This window comes from Sulfuriferula sp. GW1 (assembly GCF_047300855.1).
In the GTDB taxonomy this organism is placed as follows: Bacteria; Pseudomonadota; Gammaproteobacteria; order Burkholderiales; family Sulfuriferulaceae; genus Sulfuriferula.
The window spans coordinates 1,920,815-1,944,336 of the sequence record NZ_CP170197.1; the positions used below are offsets into that span (position 1 = coordinate 1,920,815).

The following is a 23,522-nucleotide window of genomic DNA, read 5'->3' on the forward strand; positions in this document are numbered from 1 at the left end:
CGTCATCAGGCAGCGCTATGCGCAGTGAGCCTGACGTCATCGCAAAGTAATTGCAAAGGCGCCGGTTTGTGAATGCCATAACCTTGCGCATAATCCACACCGAGCAGCCTGAGCTTTTCCAGAATGGCATCGTTCTCTACAAATTCTGCTACTGTCTGAATGCCCATTACGTGACCGATGCGGTTGATGGCCTCCACCATGGCATGATCCACGGCATCAGTCACCATGTCCCGGACAAAGGCACCGTCTATTTTGACACTGTCCACCTGAAGATTCTTGAGATACGCAAAAGAGGACATGCCGCTGCCGAAGTCATCCAGCGAGAAGCGGCAACCCAGACCTTTAAGAATGCTGATGAAACGCATCGCCCTGCTCAAATTGGCAATTGCCGCAGTTTCCGTCACTTCGAAGCAAATAGCCTCGGCAGGCAGACCGCTGCCATGAAATTGATCGATCACAAATTCGATAAAATGCTCGTCACCGAGGGACTGGCCGGAAATATTGATGGCATAGCAGCGCTGCTCCGTGCTGCCCGGATTGTCAGCCAGCCACTTGAACATGGTGCGGATTACCCAACGGTCAATCAGCGGCATCATCCCATAACGCTCAGCAGCCGGGATGAACGCCATCGGCGACACCAGCCGGCCTGATTCGTCTTTCAGCCGCAACAGGATTTCGCAGTATTGCCTGCCCGGTTGATTGGGCTGCACCGCGACGATGCTTTGATAATAGAGACAGAAACGGTTTTCTTCAAAAGCATGGGTAATCCGCGCTACCCATTGCATCTCGCCATGACGCTGGAGCAACTCGGCGTTATCCTTCTGGTGGACCCATATCCGGTTGCGGCCTTTGTCCTTGGCCATATAGCAGGCAGCGTCAGCTGAGCTCAGTAGCGCGGCCATGTTCTCCGCACTTGCAGTCACTTCTACCAGACCCATGCTTGCGCCGATCTCGAAAGTTTTACCTTCCCATACGAAACGAAACTCGGCGATTACCTGACGTAATTGTTCCGCGATCTGCCTACCCTGGTCTATTGGACATTCTTCCAGCAGCACGCCAAACTCATCTCCCCCTAGCCTAGCCAGCGTATCGCGTCCCCGGATATGGGTCTGAATAATTGCAGCCAGTTGCCGCAACAACTCGTCACCCGCACCATGCCCGCTGGTATCGTTAACCAGCTTGAACTGATCCAGATCGATGTAGAGCAAAATATGTTGGGTGTCCGTCTGCTTTGCACTATTCAATAGCTCCGTCAGGCAACGCTCGAACTCGCGTCGATTGGGAAGACCGGTGAGCGAATCATGGCTGGCTTGCCAGGAGAGCTGCCGTGCCATGCTGCGCGTAGTGGTTACATCGTGGAATACCGACACGAATCCTATGCTATCGCCGGTGTGATTGCGAATCGGTGTAATGGAAGATTCAATGGCAAACTCCGCGCCGGACTTGCTGATCAACAAAGCATTACGGCTAAGCCCAACCATCCAGCCATCCATCTGGCTGGACGCAATCGAATGATCCAGCGGCTGCCTGGATATTTCGTCTATGGTATGGCATATCTCCCGGAAAGGCAGACCGCGCGCCTGAACAGCAGGCCAGCCGGTGAGTTGTTCTGCGACGGGATTGAGATAATCCACGTTGCCAGCGATATCCGTGGAAATCACTGCATCGCCAATCGAATGCAAGGTGACTTCTGCGCGTTCTTTTTCATGGTAAAGCGCACGTTCGATGCGGATCGCCTTACGCACCACCAGCATCATGATACCCACACCCAGCAGGAAAGCGGCTGCCCCCAGTATACCGACCGCCCAGACAGACGACCTGTATTCATGCGAAACCCTGTCAATGGCCACATGCGTTGACCGCCGTTGCATTTCGATCAATTCATTGAAAAGTTCAAATACATCTTTTTGTGCTGGAATAGCCTTCTTTTGCAGTAGTTCCTGCGCCTCAGTAAGCTTGCCTGCCTGGATCAGTTCGACAACCCTCTCCAAGGATTGGGTGGCAATTCGGGTTTTTAGCTGCGAAGCCTGCAAGGTTGCACGCTCCACAGGATTAAGCTGCATCTGAAGCAGTTTGTCCCGAGTGAATATAAATTCGCCGGCAAGCTGGCTGAAGTGCTGCACAGCCGCATCCAGCTGAAACGGATCTTTCATCAGCAGCATGCTATAGATAGTGACTGCACGCTCCCGTGACAAGGAGCGCAGGCTCATCACCAACTCGCTTTTAGCATCGCGTTCCCTGACGATAGACTCCATCTGTTTATTGATTGAGTGCATCCGCGTCAGTCCGATCACCGTAATAGTGACCATGAGCAGCAATACCAGACCAAAGCCGATAACAATGGCGTATTTGGAGTTGCGCGCGAACAGCTTAATCGCTGTTTTCATAGTTAAAGCCTTAATATTATTTGGTCATGGGCTGTGGGCAGCAAATAAAGATCGAGCCTTACGCTTGCCATCACAATCCTGCATGTCATCCCTGCCACTATTACTTATCGGAATTTATGCGGAAACCTTTAATGCTCAAGCCGGCGCCATGTGCTGCGCTGTTAGCAAACGCTTAAATGGGTGCCGCAAATTGCTTGATGCAATGTTCCAATCAATTCAGAATACGCACCCATCCTGCTTTAATAGAACCGGACTTTCATCATGAGCGACACAGGCATTCATATTCCCCATCCTGCACATCATGGTCACGAAGCCAATTCCCTGGACCAGTGGGTGGCCATATTCACCGCGATCCTGGCAGCCCTGGGCGCCGTTCTGAGTTATCAGGGAAGCCATTTGATGAATGACGTGCTGCTGCAAAAAAACGAGGCCGTATTGATGAAGGCGCATGCTACCGATCAATGGAATTACTATCAGGCGGTGAGCACAAAAATGCATCTGATGGAGCTTGCTAAAACCTTAGCACCCGCAGACAAAACCAGCGGTTTTGAGTCCGAGATCACTAAATACAAAGCACAAAAAACCAGAATCAAGACCGATGCAGATAAATACGAACAGGCTTCCGCCAAAGCCAATGCGGAAGCTGCACTATTGAGCACACCGCATGAAAAGATGTCGCTGGCTCTCATCCTGTTCCAGATTGCCGTTGCGCTGGCGTCCGTGACCGCGTTGACCAAACGCGCCTGGCTGATGAGCATTGCATCCCTCTGCGCAATCATCGGTATTGGTCTGTGGGGTTATGGATTGACGATGCTGTGAACATATCGCCAGATAACCCGCTCTATGCCTGGGGCGGATTGAATCGCCTGATGTTTGTATGGATTAATGGAGTTCATAGCCCCTATTGGGATGCGCTAATGCTGACCATGACAGCGCTTGGGGATCACACCAACTACCCGCTTTATATAGCGCTCGCCTTGCTGCTCAGCGCGTGGCGTCCACTTTGGTTGCCCAGAAATAACGTGCTGATATTCGGTGTTGGATATGTGATTACCGGATTGATCGTAATGCAGATCAAACCCTTGCTGGACTTCCCGCGTCCATTACTGGCATTGGGCGAACAATGGGTGCACGTGGTTGGACGGCCTGAATTCCATCACAGCTTTCCCTCCGGGCATGCCACCTTTGCAGTGTTGCTGGCGGCCAGCCTGGCCTATCAGGCTGCACGACCATTGCGTTGGGGACTGTGGAGTTTTGCCTTACTGGTTTGCGTATCGCGTCCCGCTTTGGGGGCGCACTTCCCCGTAGATGTGTTGGGCGGTGCTTTGATTGCCTGCCTGACTGTATGCTCGTTGCGCTGGTTCCAGAAGCGATGGTTTCCAGCCAAGGCACAAGCCGAAAATACATAGCCAACCCCTATTCTGCAAGCTTGATCCAGGTCTTGCGCTAAAGCAGGTTCCAGCTGATTAAATCAAGCTGAAACCAGCCCCAATGGATTCAGTTGCCGTTTACGCCAGGCGTCCCCACGGGTGCCCAGGTATGTACCACAACATTAAAAGTGGCACCTATAGGCGGGAAAGGGGCGGCTCTCTTGATTGCCTCCAGTTCCACTTTTTCCAGGTTATCTGATGCGCAGCCTGAGATGTTGGTCTGCTTGAGAGTGCCGTCAGCATTAATCGCAACCACTGCACTGCACCAGCCTGTATCCAGGGGAACGGGATGTCCGGTTTTTTTCATGGCCTGCTGCTCTTGCGCGACGCGTATCACTCGAACAGAGTGCGCAACAATGTTGTTGATTTGCTGCACGTAAACCATGAGCTCCCGATTGCGCTGCTGAATGATTGCAGATTGCTGCGCTTGAGTAGGGGATGGAGTGCCTGGTGCCTCGTTGACCACAGCACACCCAGTAAGAAGCAGTGGAACCAGAACAAAATAGAGCGGTTTCATTCAACCTCCTTTAAATTGCCATCATTCCACTGATTCAGTCAGTAGGATCACACAAATCAAGTTAATGATTTTTAAATCTAATATGGTGCCGGCAAGAGGAGTCGAACCCCTGACCTGATGATTACAAATCAACTGCTCTACCAACTGAGCTATGCCGGCGTAGGCGCGAATTATAGGGGGTATGGCGCCATAGGTAAACGGTAAATTTCTCGATCAATGTTTGCCTGAACGCCAAATTGAAAATATCACCCAGATGCTGTTTAAGAACGCCAGCAAAAAACCTACGATACCCAGGAATCGCCAACCCGGGACAGTCATGACGATGGATGAGCCGATAATCAGGGCGGCGGTGAGGATGCCCATGGTGATGCGGCTGCTGGCACGATCGAGCTGGTGCCCAAACTGGTCGAGGCGTTTCAGGTCGAGATCAATACGCAGATGCCCGCGACGTGCCTCGCGCAATAACTTTGCCATATCCCGCGGCAGCCCGGAGACAACCTCCAGGGCTTCTCTAAGATTTTTTCGGCCGCGTTTGATCAGTGCAGCGGGCTGGTAGCGCTCGGCGATGACCCCTCGCACGAAGGGCGTAAGATGATCCACCATATGAAAATGCGGATCAAGCTGCTGACCGAGTCCTTCCAGGGTAATCAACGCCTTGAAAAGCAGCGTCAAGTCAGCAGGAAGCACGAGACCATTCTCGCGGATGATGGCGGTGATGTCGGTAAGCAAGGGACCAATTTTTACATCCTTGAGTTGCAGGTTGTCATAGCTGAATACCAGTTCCGACACATCGTAACCAAGCTTGGCCTCGTCCACTTCACCATCACCGGTCCAATCCAGCAATACGGCCAGCATCCCCTCCTCGTCCTTGCGCGCCATCGCGTCGAGCAAATTCACAATCTGGTTACGTCGGTATTCGGTGAGCCGACCCACCATGCCGAAATCGATCATGCCGACACGATTGCCGGGCAAGTAGATAACATTGCCGGGATGCGGATCGGCATGAAAATAACCATGCACCAGAATCATTTTCAACACCGCATCGGCACCGCGCGTGGCCAGTACAGGCATATCCATTCCAGCAGCGCGAACTTCAGCCAGATGCGTGCCTGGGATTCCTATCAGCTCCTCCTGCACGTTGAGCATTTCACTGGTGTAATCCCAGTACACCATGGGGATATGCACGGTTTCATCACCTGTAAAATTGGTGCGAAAACGTTCGATATTGTGGGCTTCCATCAGCAGGTCAAGCTCACGTCGCAATGAACGCCGGAACTGCGCCAGCATCATCACCGGCTGGTAGCGGTGCGCGTCAGGTATCTCTTTTTCAGCCAGACGGGCGATGTGCTGCATGATGCGTAAATCGGCTTCGATCTTTTTTTCGATCCCAGGGCGGCGTATCTTGAGGATGACAGGTGTGCCGTCCTGCAATTTTGCCCGGTGCACTTGTGCCACTGAAGCAGCAGCAAAAGCGTCGATATCCAGTTCAAGAAAAATTTCAGTGGCAGGAAGGCCGAGTGCCGTTTCCAGATGCGGCGCGAGTTCTGTGAAAGGTACGGGAGGCACTTTCGATTGCAGCTTTTCGAATTCCACAATCCAGCTCGGCGGGAAGACATCGACACGCGTGGCAAACAACTGTCCGAGTTTGACAAAGGTCGGGCCCAGTTCCTCCATAGCCAACCGAATTCGCACTGCAGGTTCCAGCTGGCTGGTTTCAGAGGTGCTTTGCCAATGAAGAATACGCCCGGCACGTTCAAGTGCTGTGCCAATTCCAAGTGCGCGCACCATATCCCCCCACCCATATCGGATCATGATGGTGGCGATTTCGTGCAATCTCGGCAGGTCGCGAACGACGCCGATAGTCTCCCAAAGCATAATTATCGTTATTGATCAGTTAGATTGTTTACTTTACCTTGCTGCGCAGCGCCTCGCCTGCCCCCGTCAACAATCCGCTGGCGACCAGAGCCATACGACTGGCTATCTCGCGGGTACCCAGTTCGGCGTTGACCTTGCCCGAATGTACGGCAGCCCGTACTCTGGTGGTCAGCTGCGTAAGCGTATCCCGCATCTGAGCCCCTGAGTCCGACCCGCTCGTTTTGAGATGGTGTGCAACCCGGTTCGCTTCCATCACGAGCATCCCTGTACTGGTACGGGCAGTCTGGCGAATGGCGTCCATCAGCAAATGTTCCAGATTGCGCAAGGTTTGAAGCGATTGTTTCAGCTCGCCTGCGTGGGATTCCCTGCCACTAGTGAGCATTTCTTCAATCATCAGTTGTGTAGATTGGGCAAACTTGATCAAGGCTTGATCCATGCCACTCACCGCTGCGCGCAGTGATTGCGAGATATCGCCGCCGCGTTCAGCCAGCCCAAGATTAACACCGGCACTGACAGCCGCCAATACTGCCTTGATTTCGGCTACATTCAATGTTCTTTGTTCGATCGCACGCACTGTGATGTCGTGTATGCGTGCGCTGATATCCATTCCTTCTGCTCCCGCCTGCCGGGCCTCCTGCTTGATGGTTCCCAGAGTTTCCATTGGGATAATATGTTCATCCATGACGCGCTCCTTACGATGGTCTAAATACAATTTGATATTAGCCGTTAATCAAATAGGTTGATTTTTTTCTTTACCTGGCCAGGAAAATTCATTAAATTTCATATTCATGCGCATTATTTTTTTCATATTAGTCAGTTTATCGTTGTCCGCGTTCCATCCGGTATATGCGGATGACGCTGACGGCGATACCGTACCCGCATACACCACGATCAGTGGCGAGCGCGCTGATTTGCTGTTCTATGCCGTAAGTCTGATAGGCACCGCTTACAAATACGGCGGAAATTCTCCGCAAACCGGCATGGATTGCAGTGGGTTCGTGCGTTATGTATTCAGGAATGTAGCAGGCTTGCAATTACCTCGTAGTGCAGATGAGATCAGCAAGACAGGCGAAAGCATAGACGAGCAGGATTTGCGTCCAGGCGATCTGGTATTTTTCCGTACCATGAAGCGCGCGTTTTCGCATGTCGGTATTTATCTGGGCGAGCATCGCTTCATCCATGCGCCAAGCAGCCAGACCGGCAGCATCATGATTTCCGACATGAAAGAAGAATACTGGTCGCGTCGCTTTGAAGGAGCGCGCCGCCTCCTCGTTTTTCCACTGCCAGTCCATCGCTGATCAATACTGTACGCGGTAATGCTTAAGCTCGCGTCTTTCTTCACTCGTGTTAGCCTGGCCTGGCGTAACCACCTGAACCTGCGCGGCATCAAGTACGGCCTGGGTCTGGGCTTCGCCCTGATATTGAGCCTGATGGTAGGAATCACCCTGCTCGGGCTGAATCAGATGGAGGCGATCAATAACCGCCTGGTGACGATTGTCACCGTCAACGACTACAAAACCGAGCTTGCCAGCATCATGCGCGATGCGTTACTGGATCGCATCATCACCATGCATTCGCTGGTACTGGACTCCGCACCGTTTGAGCAGAATAACGAACTCTACGATTTCCATAATTACGGCGCTCGTTTTTCCCAAGCCTTGCAGGCGCTCTCCCTCGCCAAACTCAGCAAGGAAGAAAAAGATATTTTAGCGCACATCCGCAAGTCAGCTGCCATCGCTCAACCCATTGTGATACACACCGTCGACCTGGCGCTGGATAAAAAAAATGGAACCGCACTGAAACTGCTGCAGGACGAGGCCATTCCCGCCCAAAAAGAGCTGGTGAATGAGCTTAAGGCCTTACTTAAACTGCAGCGCGACGCCAATGCAAATGCAGCGGTGGATGCGTCCGACGCCTATAACAAAACACGTTCGCAAATGATCGTTCTGGGGAGTCTGGCTGGGCTGATTGGCGCTTTGATCGCTTTTGTCGCGGTACGCCGTACTACATTTCAAACCAGCGAACTTCAAAAACAGAAGCTCAAGTATCAGACCCTGTTCGAAACCAATTCCGATGCCATCGTGATTATGGACGAGGAAGGCTTCACCGACTGCAACCCGGCCGCACTGAAAATGTTTGGCATTGATTCAGTACAGGATTTCATCGCGCGCCGCCCCTATCAATTAGGCGCACCCATTCAGACAGATGGACGCTCTGCCGCACAATTCTCCAGCGATTGTGTAGCGCGCGCGCGCGCCGAAGGCTATTGTTTTCTGGAATGGCAGGGATTGCGGGAAGACGGTAGCGAATTTCCCGCGGAAATCGCATTGCATGCGATGACGCTGGATGACAAGCGTGTGATACAGGCCATCATGCGTGATATCACCGAACGAAAACTGGCAGAGAAAAGCCTCAAGGAAGCGCACGATGCGGCCGTGGAAGCTGCACATCTCAAAGCTGAATTTGTTGCCAATGTCAGTCACGAAATTCGCACGCCGATGAACGGCGTTATCGGAATGGCTAATCTCATGCTCAAAACCACTTTGAGTCCCCAACAGCGGGAATATGCTCTAGCCATATATAACTCGGGAAAGAGCCTGCTGACGATCATCAACGATATTCTGGATTTTTCCAAAATCGACGCCGGTAAACTTAACCTCGAATCGATCGACTTCAATCTACACGAAACCGTCCTCGAAATAGCCAGCCTCTTCGTGAATAGAGCCGAAGAAATGGGACTGAGTTTTAATTGCAGCCTCAATCCGGACGTCCCCGAACAAGTGCGCGGCGACCCCAACAGGTTGCGCCAGATTCTTTCCAATCTGGTAGACAATGCGCTTAAATTTACCCATGCCGGATCTGTATCTATTACAGTCGCCCTGGCGCCTGGCCATGCAGCCGATTCAACTTGCTGGGTCCAGTTTACGGTGGAAGACAGTGGTATCGGTATTTCAGCCGAAACTCAGAGCCGTCTGTTCCGCTCATTCTCGCAGGCAGATGGTTCCACCACGCGCAAATACGGCGGTACCGGCCTCGGACTGGCGATTTGCAAGCAATTGGCGGAAATGATGGGTGGCTACATCAGTGTGGATAGCATCGCGGGACACGGCAGCGCATTTCACCTGAGCCTGCCTTTGATTCGCGTCGAATCCGGAGCCCCGGCCACTAACGCGTCTTCTGCGTCGAACCCCGACAATACCAGCTTCATGGGTAGACGAATACTGGTCGCGGAAGACAATATCGTTAACCAGAAAGTCATACAGCACTTGTTGCGCCACCTGGGTGCGCAGGTGGATATTGCCGCGAATGGCCGCGAAGCCGTTGCACTTGCGCAAACCCGTGTCTATGACCTGACCCTGATGGATTGCCAGATGCCGGAAATGGACGGTTACCAGGCAACCTCCCGTATTCGCAATAGCATTCCCAATGCCGGACCCATCATTGCCATGACAGCCAATGCCATGCTGGGCGCGCGCGAGCAATGCCTGGCAGCAGGGATGAATGATTACCTAAGCAAGCCGATTCAGGAAGAAGATCTGGTCAATATGTTGGCACGTTGGCTTAAACATGCACCCATCCAGCAAACCCGCGTTAGCCAGACTGAAACTGTCGAAAACAGCAACCCGATTGACATGCCGGCTCTGGAAAAAAATTGCCGACAGGACGCAGCCCTGGTCTCGGAGCTCCTTAATCTGTATTGCTCCAGCACTGCGGCGCTACTCATTGAATTAGGTCGCGGGATACAGGCGCAATCAGTCACATGTGCTCGTGCCGCACACGAGATCAAGGGCGCATCCGCTTATATTGCCGCTACCGAAGTGCAGCATCTGGCCGACATGATCGAACAGACCATCAAGGCAGAAAGTTGGGACGAGGCCGGGAATATGTTTGATGACTTGGAGGCGGCTTTTATCAGAGTGCAACTATTTGTCGGCAACCGTGAAGCAGCAAATCAGTAAGCGATGGATTTCCACTCATCATCCATTACCCGACAGATGTATGCTGCGGCGCCAGCTATCCCAGTGCATTCTGGAATCAATAATTCAGACGTAATGGCATAGGCCTCCAGCGCGCCACCGCAAGCAAAAAACTTCACTCCCAGCTGCGCCGCATCCTGCATGAAACCATATACTGATTTTGCCTTATTGTCGGAAGGATGGATTCCATCCGCAATGCCCCGCACCAGCAGCCGGGTAGCACTGCTGGCGAAATATATTTCGACCTCGGCATCCATTGCGGCCGCTGCGGCCGCCTGGAAAAAAGGTGTTCCACATAAGTGCGGCTGGTCAGGACTGATAGTCAACAGCATCATTACTAGCTTATCTGACACAATTATTACTCCCGGAAAGACAGGCGCAGCAGCTTACGCCATGGCTCGTAGCCCGTCAAAACCGCATTGACTCCCGCAAACGGCATTGATTAGCATGAAAATACGACAGAATAAGGAATATTCTTTGGCATGTCAGCATCCTAATGGCTATGCTCTCAACTGAACTGATCACTCACCCCGAACAACTTGCGATTTATACAACCAAAAATGAGCGCCAACTTGAAACAATGGATAGAACAGCTCAACGCGCATCATCGGCTGGCTATAGCCGGCCTGACAGGCGTCGCCGTGTTTTTTATGCTTCCCATAGCATTGCTCGACACTCGCGCCATTGCCAGTTGGGACGCAGCTTCGGGGATGTATCTGTCATTGGCATGGATCACCATCGCCGGCGCCGATGCAGAAGCCACCCGCATCAGCACCCGCAACAGGCAAAGCAGCCTGACGATATTGCTCATCGTACTGGGTGCGGCCTGCATCAGTGTTGCCGCACTCGCATTCATGTACAAAAGCGGACATGGTTTGCCGGTATGGAAAAAAATGTTGCATGTCGCGCTTTCGTTTCTGGCGTTGGGATTTTCCTGGCTGCTGATACACACCCGTTTCGCCTTCCACTATGCACATCGCTACTACATTGGCGGCAGGGGTGCGCGCGCTGCACATACCGGAGGACTGAATTTTCCCGGCGATCGTGACCCTGATTATCTCGATTTCGCTTATTTTTCCTTCGTCATCGGCATGACTTCGCAAGTGTCCGACGTGGCCGTGACTTCGCGTGTCATGCGCCGAATCACGCTGGCACACGGCCTGCTTTCATTTGGCTTCAATGTTGCCGTGCTGGCATTGAGTGTGAATATATTCGCCAGCCTGATTTGATGGATTGCGCGCGTTTGGCAATGCCCGGCGATGGCTGATGGGAAACATTCAAAGCGGAACTTCAGGCTGGCTGATTGCGCGTATCCGCTATCAGAACCCACTCAAAAACTGTCCCGCTCCGTTCGAGTCAACGAAGCGGGACATGCTTGCAGACACCCCCGGTCAAGCCTTTTCGAACACCATCTCCCCAGCGCGAAAATCTACCCGGATAGTATCTTTCTCGGCAAAATGCCCGGACAGGATCTCCTTCGCCAGCGGATTTTCCAGTTGCGACTGAATCGCCCGTTTCAGAGGCCGCGCGCCGAATACCGGGTCGAAACCGACTGTGGCCAATTCCGCCAGCGCCGCATCGGTGATCTCGAATCCCATGCCCATGGCTGCCAGGCGCTTCGCCAGATACTGCACCTGAATGCGTGCGATGGAGAGGATATGTGCCTCGCCCAAAGCGTGGAACACCACCACCTCGTCAATACGGTTGATGAATTCGGGACGGAAATAAGTTTTAACCTCGCCCATCACGGCCAGCTTGATGACCTGATAATCGTCGCCCGACATCTGCTGGATCATCTGGCTGCCCAGGTTGGAAGTCATCACAATGACGGTGTTCTTGAAGTCCACCGTGCGTCCCTGGCCGTCGGTTAGACGACCGTCGTCCAGCACTTGCAACAGCACGTTGAACACGTCCGGATGCGCCTTTTCCACCTCGTCCAGCAGGATCACACTGTAAGGCTTGCGCCGCACCGCTTCGGTGAGCGTGCCGCCTTCCTCGTAGCCGACATACCCCGGCGGCGCGCCGATCAACCGCGACACGCTGTGTTTTTCCATGAACTCGCTCATGTCGATACGGATCATGTGGTCTTCCGAATCGAACAGGAATCCCGCCAACGTCTTGCATAATTCGGTCTTGCCCACGCCGGTGGGTCCGAGGAACAGGAATGAACCATATGGCCGATTAGGGTCGGACAAACCGGAACGTGAACGTCGGATGGCGTCGGACACCAGACGCACCGCTTCATCCTGGCCCACCACGCGCTGGTGCAGTGCGTCTTCCATCTGCAGCAATTTATCGCGCTCGCCTGAGAGCATTTTGGATACTGGAATGCCGGTCGCGCGCGACACGACCTCGGCGATTTCCTCAGCGCCAACCTGTGTGCGCAGCAGTTTATGCTTCTCCTGCGGTTCAGCGGCCATTTCGGCTTGTTTCAGTTGAGACTCCAACTGTGGCAGCTTGCCGTACTGGATCTCCGCCACCTTGTCGAGTTTGCCTTCGCGCTGCAGCTTGACGATCTCTGCCTTCAACCGGTCGATCTCTTCCTTGATGTGGGCACTGCCCTGCGCCTGCGCCTTCTCGGCTTTCCAGATTTCCTCCAGGTCGGCATATTCGCGTTCGGCTTTCTTGATCTCTTCCTCGAGCAGGCCCAGGCGTTTGCGCGAGGCCTCGTCCTTCTCGCGCTTCACCGCTTCGCGCTCGATCTTGAGCTGGATCATGCGTCGATCCAGCTTGTCCATGACTTCCGGCTTGGAGTCGATCTCCATCTTGACGCGCGACGCAGCCTCATCGATCAGATCGATCGCCTTGTCCGGCAAAAAACGGTCGGTGATGTAGCGATGCGACAATTCCGCTGCCGCGACAATGGCTGGATCGGTAATCTGCACGCCATGGTGCACTTCGTATTTTTCCTGCAGTCCGCGCAGGATGGCAATGGTGTCTTCAACCGATGGTTCGTCCACCAGCACCTTCTGGAAACGCCGCTCCAGCGCGGCGTCTTTCTCGATGTATTTGCGGTATTCGTCCAGTGTGGTCGCGCCGACACAGTGCAACTCGCCGCGCGCCAGTGCCGGTTTCAGCATGTTGCCCGCATCCATTGCGCCTTCCGCTTTGCCGGCACCCACCATGGTGTGCAATTCGTCGATGAACAGGATAATGCGACCCTCGTCCTGGGCGACCTCCTTCAACACCGCCTTGAGGCGCTCCTCGAACTCGCCACGATATTTGGCGCCGGCCAGCAGCCCCGCCATATCCAGCACCAGCACGCGCTTGCCTTTCAGCGTCTCCGGCACCTCACCATTCACAATGCGCTGCGCCAGACCTTCCACGATGGCAGTCTTGCCCACACCCGGCTCGCCGATCAGCACCGGGTTGTTCTTGGTACGGCGCTGCAACACCTGGATGGCGCGGCGAATCTCGTCGTCGCGGCCAATCACCGGGTCGAGCTTACCCAGACGCGCGCGTTCAGTGAGGTCCAATGTGTATTTGTTGAGCGCTTCGCGCTGGCCTTCCGCATCGGCGCTCGCCACGTTCTCGCCGCCGCGTACCTGGCTGATGGCCGCATCCAGCGCCTGGCGGGCGACGCCATGCTGCTTGAGCAGCCGTCCCACTTCACCCTTGTCGTCGCAAGCGGCCAGCAGGAACAGCTCGCTGGCGATAAACTGGTCGCCACGCTTTTGTGCTTCCTTGTCGGTGAGATTGAACAAATTGTTGAGATCGCGCGAGATTTGCACCTCGCCGCCGTGCCCTTCCACCTTGGGCAGCCGCCCGATGGCCTCCTGCAAAGCCGCACGCAGCGCGCGCACATTGCCACCGGCGCGCGCCAGCAACGACGTGCTGCCGCCCTCGGTCTGATCGATCAAAGCCGCCAGCAGATGCAGCGGCTCGATGAACTGGTTATCCTGACCCACAGCCATACTCTGGGCATCGGAAAGCGCTTGCTGGAACTGCGTGGTCAATTTATCAAAACGCATGGCTTGTTTTCCTTGAATATTTGAACTATCCATAAGATGGAGAGATTGTTCGTAATTTCAACCAGCCGATGTCGCCAGGAAGAGATAATCATGGTAAATGATGCATCTACAGAAGCTCGCAGCCACCTGGAAATCCAATTTCCGCACATCGCCCAGAAATTGTCGGAGAAATGGGGTACGCCCGATGCAGAGTCCTATCTCGCTAACCTCATGGTAGACCAGCGCGGCTCTCGCCAGGGGTTTCCTTCCAATGTAGCAGAGGAATTAATGCTGCTCGATACGATTCTATGGGAGCTATCGGATACGCGAAAACGCTTTCTATCCACACCGGATGATTCAAGTTTTTCTTTTGGCTGATACCTCGATTTATATTTGCTCCTGCCTGGCTTACCCCGCAAAATGTCAGGCTTCCAATTCTTGCTAACGTTCTTCCCATGCTCTCACATGCTGTCTCCCTGCCTGCCGAACTGGCGGACGTTGTTCGTACCAACGTGTCTGCAGCCCTCGCCGAAGATGTCGGCCACGGCGACCTCAGCGCTGCGCTGATTCCTGAACAGGCCATCGCCAGTGCTGCAATTATCTGTCGCGAAAAAGCAATTTTGTGCGGCCAGGCGTGGTTTGAAGCGTGCTTTCATCAGATTGACCCTTCCACAAAAATTCACTGGTACACGCGTGATGGGAGTTGTATTGGCGTCGATCAGATGCTGTGCGAAATTCACGGCAATGCAAGGGTATTACTGACCGCCGAGCGCTCCGCGCTTAATTTTTTACAGACACTGTCTGCCACCGCCACCATCACGCGGCGCTATGCCGATGCGATTGCGGGTACCGGCGCGATGGTGATGGATACGCGTAAAACACTGCCCGGACTGCGCCTGGCGCAAAAATATGCGGTATTGGCCGGCGGCGGCGCAAACCAGCGCATCGGGCTGTATGACGGCATTCTGATCAAGGAAAACCATATCGCGGCGGCAGGTGGCATAGCCCCGGTCATGGCTGCCGCAGACCGTATGGCAGGCGGCGTGCCGGTGCAGATTGAAGTCGAAAATCTGGACGAACTGAAACAGGCGCTGGAAGCCGGCGCGCATTTGATCCTGCTGGATAACTTTACCCTCGACGCGCTGCGCGAGGCAGTCAGGCTCACTGCTGGCCGCGCGGTGCTGGAAGCCTCCGGCAATATCAGCCTCGACACCATTCGCAGCGTTGCTGAAACCGGGGTGCAGCGCATCTCGGTGGGCAGCTTGACCAAACACGTTCAGGCAGTGGATCTGTCCATGCGCTTTGAGTGGGCCGTTTGATTCAGCGGAAACTGAAGGTATAAAACACATCCACCGCACTCTGGCTGCCGGTCTGCACCCGCACTGACACGCGCCTGGACAGGGTGTAATTGATCTTGACCAGGCTGGTGGTGCCCGCCAGCCCTTGTTCATAACTCAGATAGACGTTTTTCGATAAACGTTTTCCCAGCACCAAGATGCTGTTTTGCAGCGATCCCCCGCCGCTCAGATTTACCTCGCTCAAGCCGGTGGCTTCGGCCAGCCGGGCTTGCAGGCTGGCCGAATCGCCCATCCCCAGCAGGACGCCTGCCGCAGTCTGGAGTGCGCTGAACTCGGCGGCGCTGCTGTTTTCCGTGCCGTGTCCCAGCACCAGCCACGACAGTTTTTCGGTGTCCGGCACATCCGGGATGGACACCAGCTTGACCACCGGCGCCAGCGCACTGCCGGTAATCGCCACCCCCGCCTCGACGGTCTGATTTTTACGTAGGGCAAGAATATTCAGCCCGGGGTTATCCACCGGTCCTGAAAAATTCACCACGCCACGCTCGATGTTCAGGCGCTGGCCGTAGGCGCTGTAGGTGCCTTTGGCGACCTGCACGCTGCCGATAGCGGTAGGCAGGCCACCATCGCGGGCGTGCAGCTTGACCAGGCCGGTCAGGCGCGCATCCATACCACGCCCTTTCAGGTAAAACTGGTCGCCCAGGTCAAAATCCAGGTCGAAGTCGAGTGCCGTAGGCAGGCGCTTGGCGGATGGTGGTTTTTGCCGTCCCAACACGATCACGTCCGAACTCAAGGTCGGCGCATCACCGCGCGGCAATTCGATCAGGGCGCGATCGGCGTTAATTTTGGCCGTAACGCGAAGCAGGTGCGGCGCCAGGCTGACATCGGCCTTGCCACTCACCGTCAGCTGCCGGTCCGGACGCTGCAGCAGCGCAAGTTTGTCCGCCAGCAAAGCAATCTGCATGGTGGGTTTTCCATCGCGCAACAGTGCCGTCCCAGTACCGGTAAGACTGCCGCTGCCCGCGCGCAGGTGCAGGCTGTCCAGCGTCAAGGTGTCACCGCGCAGACTGGCGCGCAAACTGCCGTCGGTGAACGCGATGCCCTGCTCTGGGTAGCTGAAGCGCAGCTTGGCGGCGCTCACTGTGCCGCTCAGCAGCGGCGCATCGACCGTACCGCCGGCGCTGATTTGCGCCTGAACTGACCCGTCCAGCGTGATCGGCATGCCCAGCAGCGGGCTCACCCAGGCCAGCGACGGCGTATTGACCCGGGCGGCGACGCTTAACGGGGCATTGCCAGACACGCCCCATTGACCATTGCGCTGCGCCAGCGTGGTATCGGTCTGTGCACTGATAGTGCCGAGTTTGTTTCCCTGCGCATCCAGCACGGCGTGGATGCGATCCTCGACAGCCTGCAATGACAGGGTAAGCCGCTCGATGCCCAATGCGGTTCCCGGCTGGCCCGGCAGCGCGACATCGCCACGTTCGCGCCAGAGCTGGATGCTGCCATTGACCTGACGGGCGGCTGCGAACTGCCATTTTCCGCCCACGACCAGCGTGCTCTCCACCTCCGGGTCGATATTGGCCAGCCGCAGCAAATACGCGCTGTCCAGCCCGCTCATGCTGCCCCGGCTGGAAATGCGCCCGCTTTGCAGCGCAAATTCGTCCACGCGTACACTGCCGCGCGCCAGGGCCAATTCGGCCTGGCTCAGGCTGACATGTCCCGCACCGAACGCAAGCCGGGCTGGCGCGTTGAGCACTACCGGATAGCGGCCGGTATTCTCCAGGCGCAGGATGCGCCCGTTCCAGCCCTGACCATCGCGCCAGCCGCCGCTCAGCGTGGCGCGTGTGTCAATCTGCGGATTGCGCGCGGCAAGAGTGATAGTGTGTGCAGCACGTGTGCCGTGCATATCCAGCGCGGCGCTGGCGAGCGCGAAATCCGCGCTGCGATAGCCGCGCAGGCGTGCAGACAGATTCAAGGCGCCATTGATCCCGTGTTGCAACTGACCGGTTGCCGACACGCTGTTGAGACGGCTGCCCTGCCACGCCAGCGCCTGCCCTTCCAGCTTCAGGCTGGCCGAGGGCTGCGCCAGACTGCCGCCGAGGCTGCCCTGTGCCGTGATGCGCCCGCCGAATCCCTGACCGAATGCAGCCACATCGGGCGCATCCAGGCGCCAGTCCAGGCGGTCATTGGCAGCACCAAACGCGCCTTTGGCTTCAAGCCGGTTAGCCCCCAGGCGCAATGCAATATCGCTGTCCCAGGCGCGTTTTGCGGCCAGTTTGAATGCGCCTTTGCCGGACAGCGGCTGGCCGCGATAGCGGCTGTTTGCCACGTTCAGCGCAACAATGGCGGTAAGCTGCGGGCCGAGCTGGCCGTGCGCTGTGGCAGTGGCGTTGATGGTTGCCGCCGGATAGCCGCCAAAGCGCGACGGGTCGAAGCGCCGCAACTGCCCCTGGGCGCTGAACGCGCGCGTGCCGGCCAGCGCCAGTCTGGCGCTGAAATTGAATTCGCCGCCGCCTGCGGCCAGCCGTGCGCTGTCGATGACCAATTGCTCGCCCGCGCGGCGGGCATTGAGCGCAATACGGTACCCCGCCTGGGTCAACTCGGCGGACAGTGTTTGCCCGCCCTGCTCTGCACCCAATGCGATCTTGCCCGCCAGGCGCGTGGGACGCAGCGGATTGTACAGGCCATGCAAATTCAGGTTGGCCGTGCTCAGGTTCAATGCCAGCAAGCCGTGCAGCAGACTGCCCTCTCCGTTGAACTGGCCAGCGCTGCCCAGATCGAGCGCCAGCGCGTGCAAGGCGAACTGATCCGGGCTACCGCTGAATCGGGTATGTGCGGACTTGAGCGGAATGCGGCCGGCATCCAATGCGCCCGGCAAGCGGTTGGCGAGGCGCAACTCGCCGCTGAATGCGGTCGCCGTACGCGCCTGCAGCGTAAGGTCCGCATCCATGTCGGTCTGCGGCAATCCGGCGCCCAGACGGCGCAGATCGAGCTGGCGCACGTTCACGCTCGCCTGTTGCAGCGGCACCGGTTGGAATGGTGTCAGGCTTGCCTGCCAGCGAGCGCTGGCCGCGCCCGAACTGCCCGTCCCCTGCACCTCCAGTTGCCCCAGCGTACCGCTCACTGCGGTGTGCGCGGTGTAGTCATGCAGGCCGTCGTTGTGGGCGAAATCCAGCGTGCCGTTGAAGGCAAACGGCGCATCTGCAGCGAGACGCGCGCTGGCCTGCCCCGCACCCCATGGACTCCGCATGCTGAGCCTGGCGTGGTAGGCGCCACCCGGATTGGTCAACGCCAGGCGCAGTTGCGATAGCGGCCAGCTGTGCGCGCCCTGGTGTACCGTCAGATGCTCGATACGGGCGTCCGGGATATTCAGCGCGTAGGGCAGCCGTAACGTCACAGGCAACTTGGGCGGCTCGGGGCTGGGTTTGATCAGGGTGATGTCGAGGCTGGCCAGCGTCAGTTGCCGGATCAGCAACTGATGGTCATACAGCAATGCGTGCGGCGACCAGTCGAGCACGACATCGCGCGCTTCAATGTGCCGCTCCGGCGTATCGAGACGCACGCGGGAGAATTTAAGCGGCCCGTACAGCGAGCCGCTCACGCCTTCGAAGCTGAGTTGGCCGCCAGCCAGACGCGTGGCAATCTGCGCGCCGATATGCAGTGTCGGCTCGCGCCCCGCCAGCCAGACCAGCCCCGCGATCAACACCAGCAGCAGGCCCAGCCACAACATCAGCCTGCCTGTCCAGCGCAGCGCCAGCCGACGTCCCTGTATCAGAACGACACCCCGACGCTGAAATGCACCCGCAATGCGTGCACTGCCTGACCATACGCCAGGTCCAGATGGAGCGGGCCGACCGGACTCTTCCAGCGCGCGCCCACGCCGTAGCCCTGAACCAGATGCAGATTGGGCAGGGTGTCGGCCGCATCGCCCACGTCATAAAACACCGCGGCGCCCCAGTGCTCGGTCAGCCAGTGGTCGTACTCCACGCTGCCCACGGCCAGATAACGGCCGCCCACAACCGCATCCGCCTGTTTCACGCCCAGGCTCAGATAGGGATAACCGCGCACCGACTGGTCGCCGCCGGTACGAAACAGGAAATCCGAAGGAATCCCGTTGCTGCTGGTAGCCAGCACGCCGCCCAGTTCGCCACGCAGAATCAAGCCATCGCGCTGGCCCAGCGGCAGGTAATACACCGCACGGGTATAGCCGCGCACGAAATCCTGGTCCGACAATAGCGCGCGCGCTGCACCGCCCAGCTGGGCGCTGAACACATAGCCGCGCGTCGGGAACAGCGGATTGTTCACATTGTGGTAGGTCCAGATGTAATTGAGAGTGAGCGCCTGAAGCTTATTCCCGCCGCCACCCGCGATGGACAGGTGCTCGGTCTGGAACTGTGTCGCCAGTGTGGTTTCAATCCGGCCTTTGGTGCGAGTGCGCTTGACGCCGGAGCCGGTGCGCACGCTGGTCACACCCTTGATATCGGTACGTTCGTGAAAGGCGTTGATGCTGTCCTGGTAGCCCAGTTCATTGCGCGGCAACTGCAATTCGGTATTCAGGGATTGCAGGCTGGTTTCGAGTTTGAGCAGGGTCTTGAAACGCCAGCCGCGTTGCATCACGTTCAGGTCCTGATACTCGATCTGTCCGCGCAATCCGCTATCGGTACTGACACCGATACCGAAGCCCAACTTGCTGGACGGGTTTTCCACCACATTGACCTGCACCGGCACATTGTCAGGGTGGGCCGGATCGGTGTCCGCGGACACGCTCACCGTACGGAAATAACCCGTATCCTGCAAACGCGCCTGGAATTCCAGCAGCTTGGCCTGCGAATAGGCTGCGCCAGGCTGGATCGGACTGAGCCGTTCGACAACGCTGGCAGGGTAACGCTGCAGGCCGCTGATATGCAGCGCGCCGAAGCTGAATGCGGGACCGCTATCCAGTGTCACGCTCAGCGTCGCCTGGCGTGTTTGCGGATTCACCACAGCCTGGCTCGAGGTAATGCGGGCAGCGGGAAAGCGTCCGGTCAGCAAGGTTTTCAATGCGTTGCGTTTGGCCGACTCCCAGGCCGCCTGACGGAACACGCTGCCGCTCGGCAGTTGCCACGCCTGACGTAGCTGGGCCAGCAATCGGTGACGTTCTTCAGGCGTCTGCGCCACTGCCCCCTGCAAGGAAAGATTCAGTTGCGCCACCTGTGTGGGCAGGCCAGGGGCGATGACAAAACGTATCTGGATCGGCTGGTCCTGCAATGAAATCGAAGCGGTGATTTCGGGGGAATAAAACCCCTCGGTGGCAAGCAGAGTGCGGATATTGTCCGGCGCAGCTTGATACAGGCTTTGCAACTGCACAGTGTCCAGCATTGGATTATTGTGCCAGCGGTTGATGTCGAGGTTTTTTTCCAGCAAATCGCGATAAGCCTGAGGCACATCCAGCTCAACCCGGTAGTCCAGCCCTGCCGCAAAAACCGGCAGCGCCATACCTATCAGCATGCCCACCAGCACCAGCAAGACGCTCCGGAATCTGACGGCGCCCCGGCGTGAAAGCCTTTTAACCGCCAACCTTTGATCCATCGTGTCGCAACCAGATCAGGCTGGCCATGCGTCCCGTCGCACCATCGCGCCGATACGAATAAAACCGTGCGGATTCGTTGTAGGTGCAAGCGCCGCCGCCGTATATCCGGGTGACGCCAATACGCTGCAGCCGCAGCCGGGCCAGGGCATAAATATCCGCAAGCCATTTGCCGCGCCGCTGCGCAACAAACGCTGCCGAGGCTTGCGGCTGCATGGCGACAAACGCCTCACGCACCTCGTCGCCCACCTCGAACGCCTGTGCGCCGATGGCCGGGCCCAGCCAGGCCATTACGCCATCTGCGGGCACCTGCATGGCGGCAACCGTAGCTTCCAGCATGCCGCCTGCCAGCCCGCGCCAGCCTGCATGGGCGGCCGCCACCACGCTGCCCTGACGGTCGCAAAACAGCACTGGCAGGCAATCGGCGGTCAGTACCGCGCATACTCGGTCCATCTGACGCGTCATGCTGGCATCCGCTTCTGTCGAAGCATTGCCGCCATCTGCGTCAAACACCGAGCTGCCGTGTACCTGGGTAAGCCATACCGGTTCGGCGGGCAGCACGGCGCGCAAAATGGCACGGTTTTGCGCCACGCTGGCGGGATCATCGCCCACATGACCACCCAGATTCAGCCCGGCATAGGGTGCCACACTGACGCCGCCGGCACGCGTGGTCACCAGCGCGCTGACCTGCTCCGGCGCCGGCCAGTCGGGAATGATCCAGTCCGGGTTCATGCGATCTCCATCCTCAAATGATCAAGTAAGGCCTGAAAATCCGCTGGCGGTTCCACTTGCCATTCCAGAGGAACGCCGCTGACCGGATGCAGCAATCCAAGCCGGGTAGCGTGCAAGGCCTGGCGTTTGAAATCGGGCAGCGCTGCTATCTGGCTGGCGCGGCCATAGACCGGATCACCCACCAGCGCATGGCCGATGGACTGCAGATGCACGCGAATCTGATGGGTGCGACCGGTTTCCAGCACACAGCGAATCAGGGTGTAGCGGCCTAGATGCTCGAGCACGGTGTAGTGCGTGACGGCCTCGCGGCCGGAATGGACGACTGCCATTTTGGTGCGCTGGCTGGGGTGACGCCCGATGCGCGCGTCGACCTTGCCGTCTTGCGCGATCAGCCCGTGCGCCACAGCCAGGTATTCACGCTTGACGCTACGCGCCTGCAGCTGGCGCACCAGATTGGTTTGCGCGGTAAGTGTTTTTGCCACCACCAGCAGGCCGCTGGTGTCCTTGTCGAGCCGGTGCACGATGCCCGCGCGCGGTACCCCGGCCAGTTGCGGCGCGTGGTGGAGCAGCGCATTGAGCATGGTTCCCTGCCAGTTGCCGCTACCCGGATGCACCACCAGCCCGGCCGGTTTGTTGACCACCAGCAAGGCGTCATCCTCATAGACGATCGCCAGCGCGATATCCTCAGGCATCGCCGGCACTTCGGCCGGATGCGTTTCGGGCAAGACTTGTACTTTCTCGCCCCCCCACACCTTGTCCTTGACCCCCAGAAAATGGCCATTGACCGTCACGCGCTCATGCTTGATCCAATTCTGGATGCGACTGCGCGAGTAGTCTGGCAATAACGCAGCGAGAGCCTGATCCAGCCGTTGACCGGCACTGGCGACGGGGATTTCCATCATGATTACGGCTTCGACAGAAGTGTTTGGAGTATAATCTGGCAACTGTTTTACGGACGATGTCATGAAACGAAGTTTACTTGTTTTGTTGGTGGTACTGCTGGCTGGATGTGGTTTGTTACCGAAGACGGTTGATGAAACCCAGGGTTGGTCGGCACAAAGACTCTACGCAGAAGCCAAGGATCAGCTCAATTCGGGTGGCTATGAAAAAGCCATCAAATACTTCGAGACGCTGGAAGCGCGCTACCCCTACGGACGCTATGCCCAGCAAGCCCAACTGGAAGTTGCCTACGCCTATTACAAAGACAATGAGCCGGTTTCCGCCATTGCCGCCTGCGACCGCTTTATCAAGCTGCATCCCGAGCACCCCAATGTGGATTATGCCTACTACCTGAGGGGGCTGGCCAACTTTACCGAAGACCAGGGGCTGTTGGGGAGGATTGGCGATCAGGATATGACCGAACGCGATCCAAAGGCTGCAAGCGAGTCATTTGATTCGTTTCAGCAACTCGTCACACGTTTTCCAAACAGCAAATATACCCCGGATGCGCTGGCGCGCATGAAATACCTGGTGGATTCGCTGGCCTCGCACGAAGTGCACGTCGCCCTGTATTACTATAAGCGCGGCGCCTATGTGGCTGCCAGCAAGCGCGCCCAGTATGCCATCGAGCATTATCCGAATGCGCCCGCTATCGAACAGGCGCTGGCGATCCTTGTTAAATCCTACGATAAAATGGGTATCAATGACTTGCGCGATGATGCCTTGCGGGTGTTACAGAAAAACTTCCCGAACAGTAAATATGTGTCGGGAAATTTTGACAAGAGCAAACCCTGGTGGCGTTTCTGGCAACTCTAAACCTTTGCAAACCGTAACTGGTAGCGCAGCTTGAG

18 protein-coding genes and 1 tRNA gene are annotated in these 23,522 nt (G+C 56.8%); 8 read left to right on the forward strand and 11 right to left on the reverse strand.

Going from position 1 to position 23,522, the window contains the following annotated elements; translation table 11 throughout:
- Positions 1-5: 5 nt before the first annotated feature.
- Entirely contained in the window at positions 6-2,387 is a 2,382-nt protein-coding gene (locus ACFDAU_RS09440) for an EAL domain-containing protein (protein WP_413436681.1), read from the reverse strand.
- 261 nt (positions 2,388-2,648) lie between these two features.
- Here ACFDAU_RS09440 and ACFDAU_RS09445 point away from each other — a divergent pair, with 261 nt between their 5' ends.
- Complete coding sequence (locus tag ACFDAU_RS09445; RefSeq protein WP_413436682.1) at positions 2,649-3,206, forward strand: DUF4337 domain-containing protein; 558 nt, start codon at positions 2,649-2,651, stop codon at positions 3,204-3,206.
- Positions 3,203-3,796 carry a phosphatase PAP2 family protein gene (locus ACFDAU_RS09450; RefSeq protein ID WP_413436683.1) on the forward strand — a complete coding sequence of 198 codons (594 nt, stop codon included), beginning with the start codon at positions 3,203-3,205 and terminating at the stop codon, positions 3,794-3,796. The genes ACFDAU_RS09445 and ACFDAU_RS09450 overlap by 4 nt, the downstream gene beginning before the upstream one ends.
- 88 nt (positions 3,797-3,884) lie before the next feature.
- Here ACFDAU_RS09450 and ACFDAU_RS09455 read toward each other — a convergent pair whose 3' ends face one another.
- The 4 genes from ACFDAU_RS09455 to ACFDAU_RS09470 all read right to left on the reverse strand — a co-directional run bounded on the left by ACFDAU_RS09455 (position 3,885) and on the right by ACFDAU_RS09470 (position 6,891).
- Positions 3,885-4,334 (reverse strand): hypothetical protein, encoded by a 450-nt coding sequence (locus ACFDAU_RS09455; protein ID WP_413436684.1) that lies wholly within the window; start codon positions 4,332-4,334, stop codon positions 3,885-3,887.
- A gap of 83 nt (positions 4,335-4,417) precedes the next feature.
- A tRNA-Thr gene (locus ACFDAU_RS09460) sits at positions 4,418-4,493 on the reverse strand.
- 54 nt (positions 4,494-4,547) lie between these two features.
- Positions 4,548-6,209: an ABC1 kinase family protein gene (locus ACFDAU_RS09465; protein ID WP_413436685.1), complete on the reverse strand. Its 1,662-nt coding sequence runs from the start codon at positions 6,207-6,209 to the stop codon at positions 4,548-4,550.
- 28 nt (positions 6,210-6,237) lie between these two features.
- Positions 6,238-6,891, reverse strand: coding sequence for a DUF6781 family protein (locus tag ACFDAU_RS09470; protein WP_413436686.1), 654 nt, complete (start codon positions 6,889-6,891; stop codon positions 6,238-6,240).
- 106 nt (positions 6,892-6,997) lie between these two features.
- Between ACFDAU_RS09470 and ACFDAU_RS09475 the strand changes: the two genes are divergently transcribed.
- Positions 6,998-7,507 (forward strand): C40 family peptidase, encoded by a 510-nt coding sequence (locus ACFDAU_RS09475; protein ID WP_413436687.1) that lies wholly within the window; start codon positions 6,998-7,000, stop codon positions 7,505-7,507.
- A gap of 18 nt (positions 7,508-7,525) precedes the next feature.
- On the forward strand, positions 7,526-10,168 hold the full coding sequence (locus tag ACFDAU_RS09480) for an ATP-binding protein (RefSeq protein ID WP_413436688.1): 2,643 nt from the start codon (positions 7,526-7,528) through the stop codon (positions 10,166-10,168).
- Here the strand turns inward: ACFDAU_RS09480 and ACFDAU_RS09485 are convergent.
- Positions 10,162-10,539 carry a DsrE family protein gene (locus ACFDAU_RS09485; RefSeq protein ID WP_413436689.1) on the reverse strand — a complete coding sequence of 126 codons (378 nt, stop codon included), beginning with the start codon at positions 10,537-10,539 and terminating at the stop codon, positions 10,162-10,164. The genes ACFDAU_RS09480 and ACFDAU_RS09485 overlap by 7 nt on opposite strands.
- A 219-nt stretch (positions 10,540-10,758) precedes the next feature.
- Between ACFDAU_RS09485 and ACFDAU_RS09490 the strand changes: the two genes are divergently transcribed.
- Positions 10,759-11,415 carry a DUF1345 domain-containing protein gene (locus ACFDAU_RS09490; RefSeq protein ID WP_413436690.1) on the forward strand — a complete coding sequence of 219 codons (657 nt, stop codon included), beginning with the start codon at positions 10,759-10,761 and terminating at the stop codon, positions 11,413-11,415.
- Between the two features lie 162 nt (positions 11,416-11,577).
- Here ACFDAU_RS09490 and clpB read toward each other — a convergent pair whose 3' ends face one another.
- Positions 11,578-14,157 (reverse strand): ATP-dependent chaperone ClpB, encoded by a 2,580-nt coding sequence (gene clpB / locus ACFDAU_RS09495; protein ID WP_413436691.1) that lies wholly within the window; start codon positions 14,155-14,157, stop codon positions 11,578-11,580.
- Positions 14,158-14,247: 90 nt separating this feature from the next.
- On the opposite strand from clpB, the gene ACFDAU_RS09500 reads away from it, so the two are divergent.
- On the forward strand, positions 14,248-14,514 hold the full coding sequence (locus ACFDAU_RS09500) for a hypothetical protein (RefSeq protein WP_413436692.1): 267 nt from the start codon (positions 14,248-14,250) through the stop codon (positions 14,512-14,514).
- Positions 14,515-14,591: 77 nt separating this feature from the next.
- Positions 14,592-15,455, forward strand: a complete 864-nt coding sequence (nadC, locus tag ACFDAU_RS09505) for a carboxylating nicotinate-nucleotide diphosphorylase (protein WP_413436693.1) — start codon at positions 14,592-14,594, stop codon at positions 15,453-15,455.
- Position 15,456: 1 nt separating this feature from the next.
- Here the strand turns inward: nadC and ACFDAU_RS09510 are convergent, their stop codons facing one another.
- The 4 genes from ACFDAU_RS09510 to rluD are packed head-to-tail and all read right to left on the reverse strand — an operon-like array spanning position 15,457 to position 22,634.
- Positions 15,457-19,164 carry a translocation/assembly module TamB domain-containing protein gene (locus ACFDAU_RS09510; RefSeq protein WP_413436694.1) on the reverse strand — a complete coding sequence of 1,236 codons (3,708 nt, stop codon included), beginning with the start codon at positions 19,162-19,164 and terminating at the stop codon, positions 15,457-15,459.
- Between the two features lie 41 nt (positions 19,165-19,205).
- Positions 19,206-20,933 carry an autotransporter assembly complex protein TamA gene (locus ACFDAU_RS09515; RefSeq protein ID WP_413439531.1) on the reverse strand — a complete coding sequence of 576 codons (1,728 nt, stop codon included), beginning with the start codon at positions 20,931-20,933 and terminating at the stop codon, positions 19,206-19,208.
- A gap of 46 nt (positions 20,934-20,979) precedes the next feature.
- Positions 20,980-21,732, reverse strand: coding sequence for a peptidoglycan editing factor PgeF (gene pgeF, locus ACFDAU_RS09520; RefSeq protein WP_413436695.1), 753 nt, complete (start codon positions 21,730-21,732; stop codon positions 20,980-20,982).
- Complete coding sequence (rluD, locus tag ACFDAU_RS09525; protein ID WP_413436696.1) at positions 21,729-22,634, reverse strand: 23S rRNA pseudouridine(1911/1915/1917) synthase RluD; 906 nt, start codon at positions 22,632-22,634, stop codon at positions 21,729-21,731. Before rluD ends, pgeF begins: the two co-directional genes overlap by 4 nt.
- Before the next feature lie 61 nt (positions 22,635-22,695).
- Between rluD and ACFDAU_RS09530 the strand changes: the two genes are divergently transcribed.
- A complete protein-coding gene (locus ACFDAU_RS09530) occupies positions 22,696-23,487 on the forward strand; it encodes an outer membrane protein assembly factor BamD (protein ID WP_413436697.1) in 792 nt (263 codons plus the stop codon).
- Positions 23,488-23,522 lie beyond the last annotated feature (35 nt).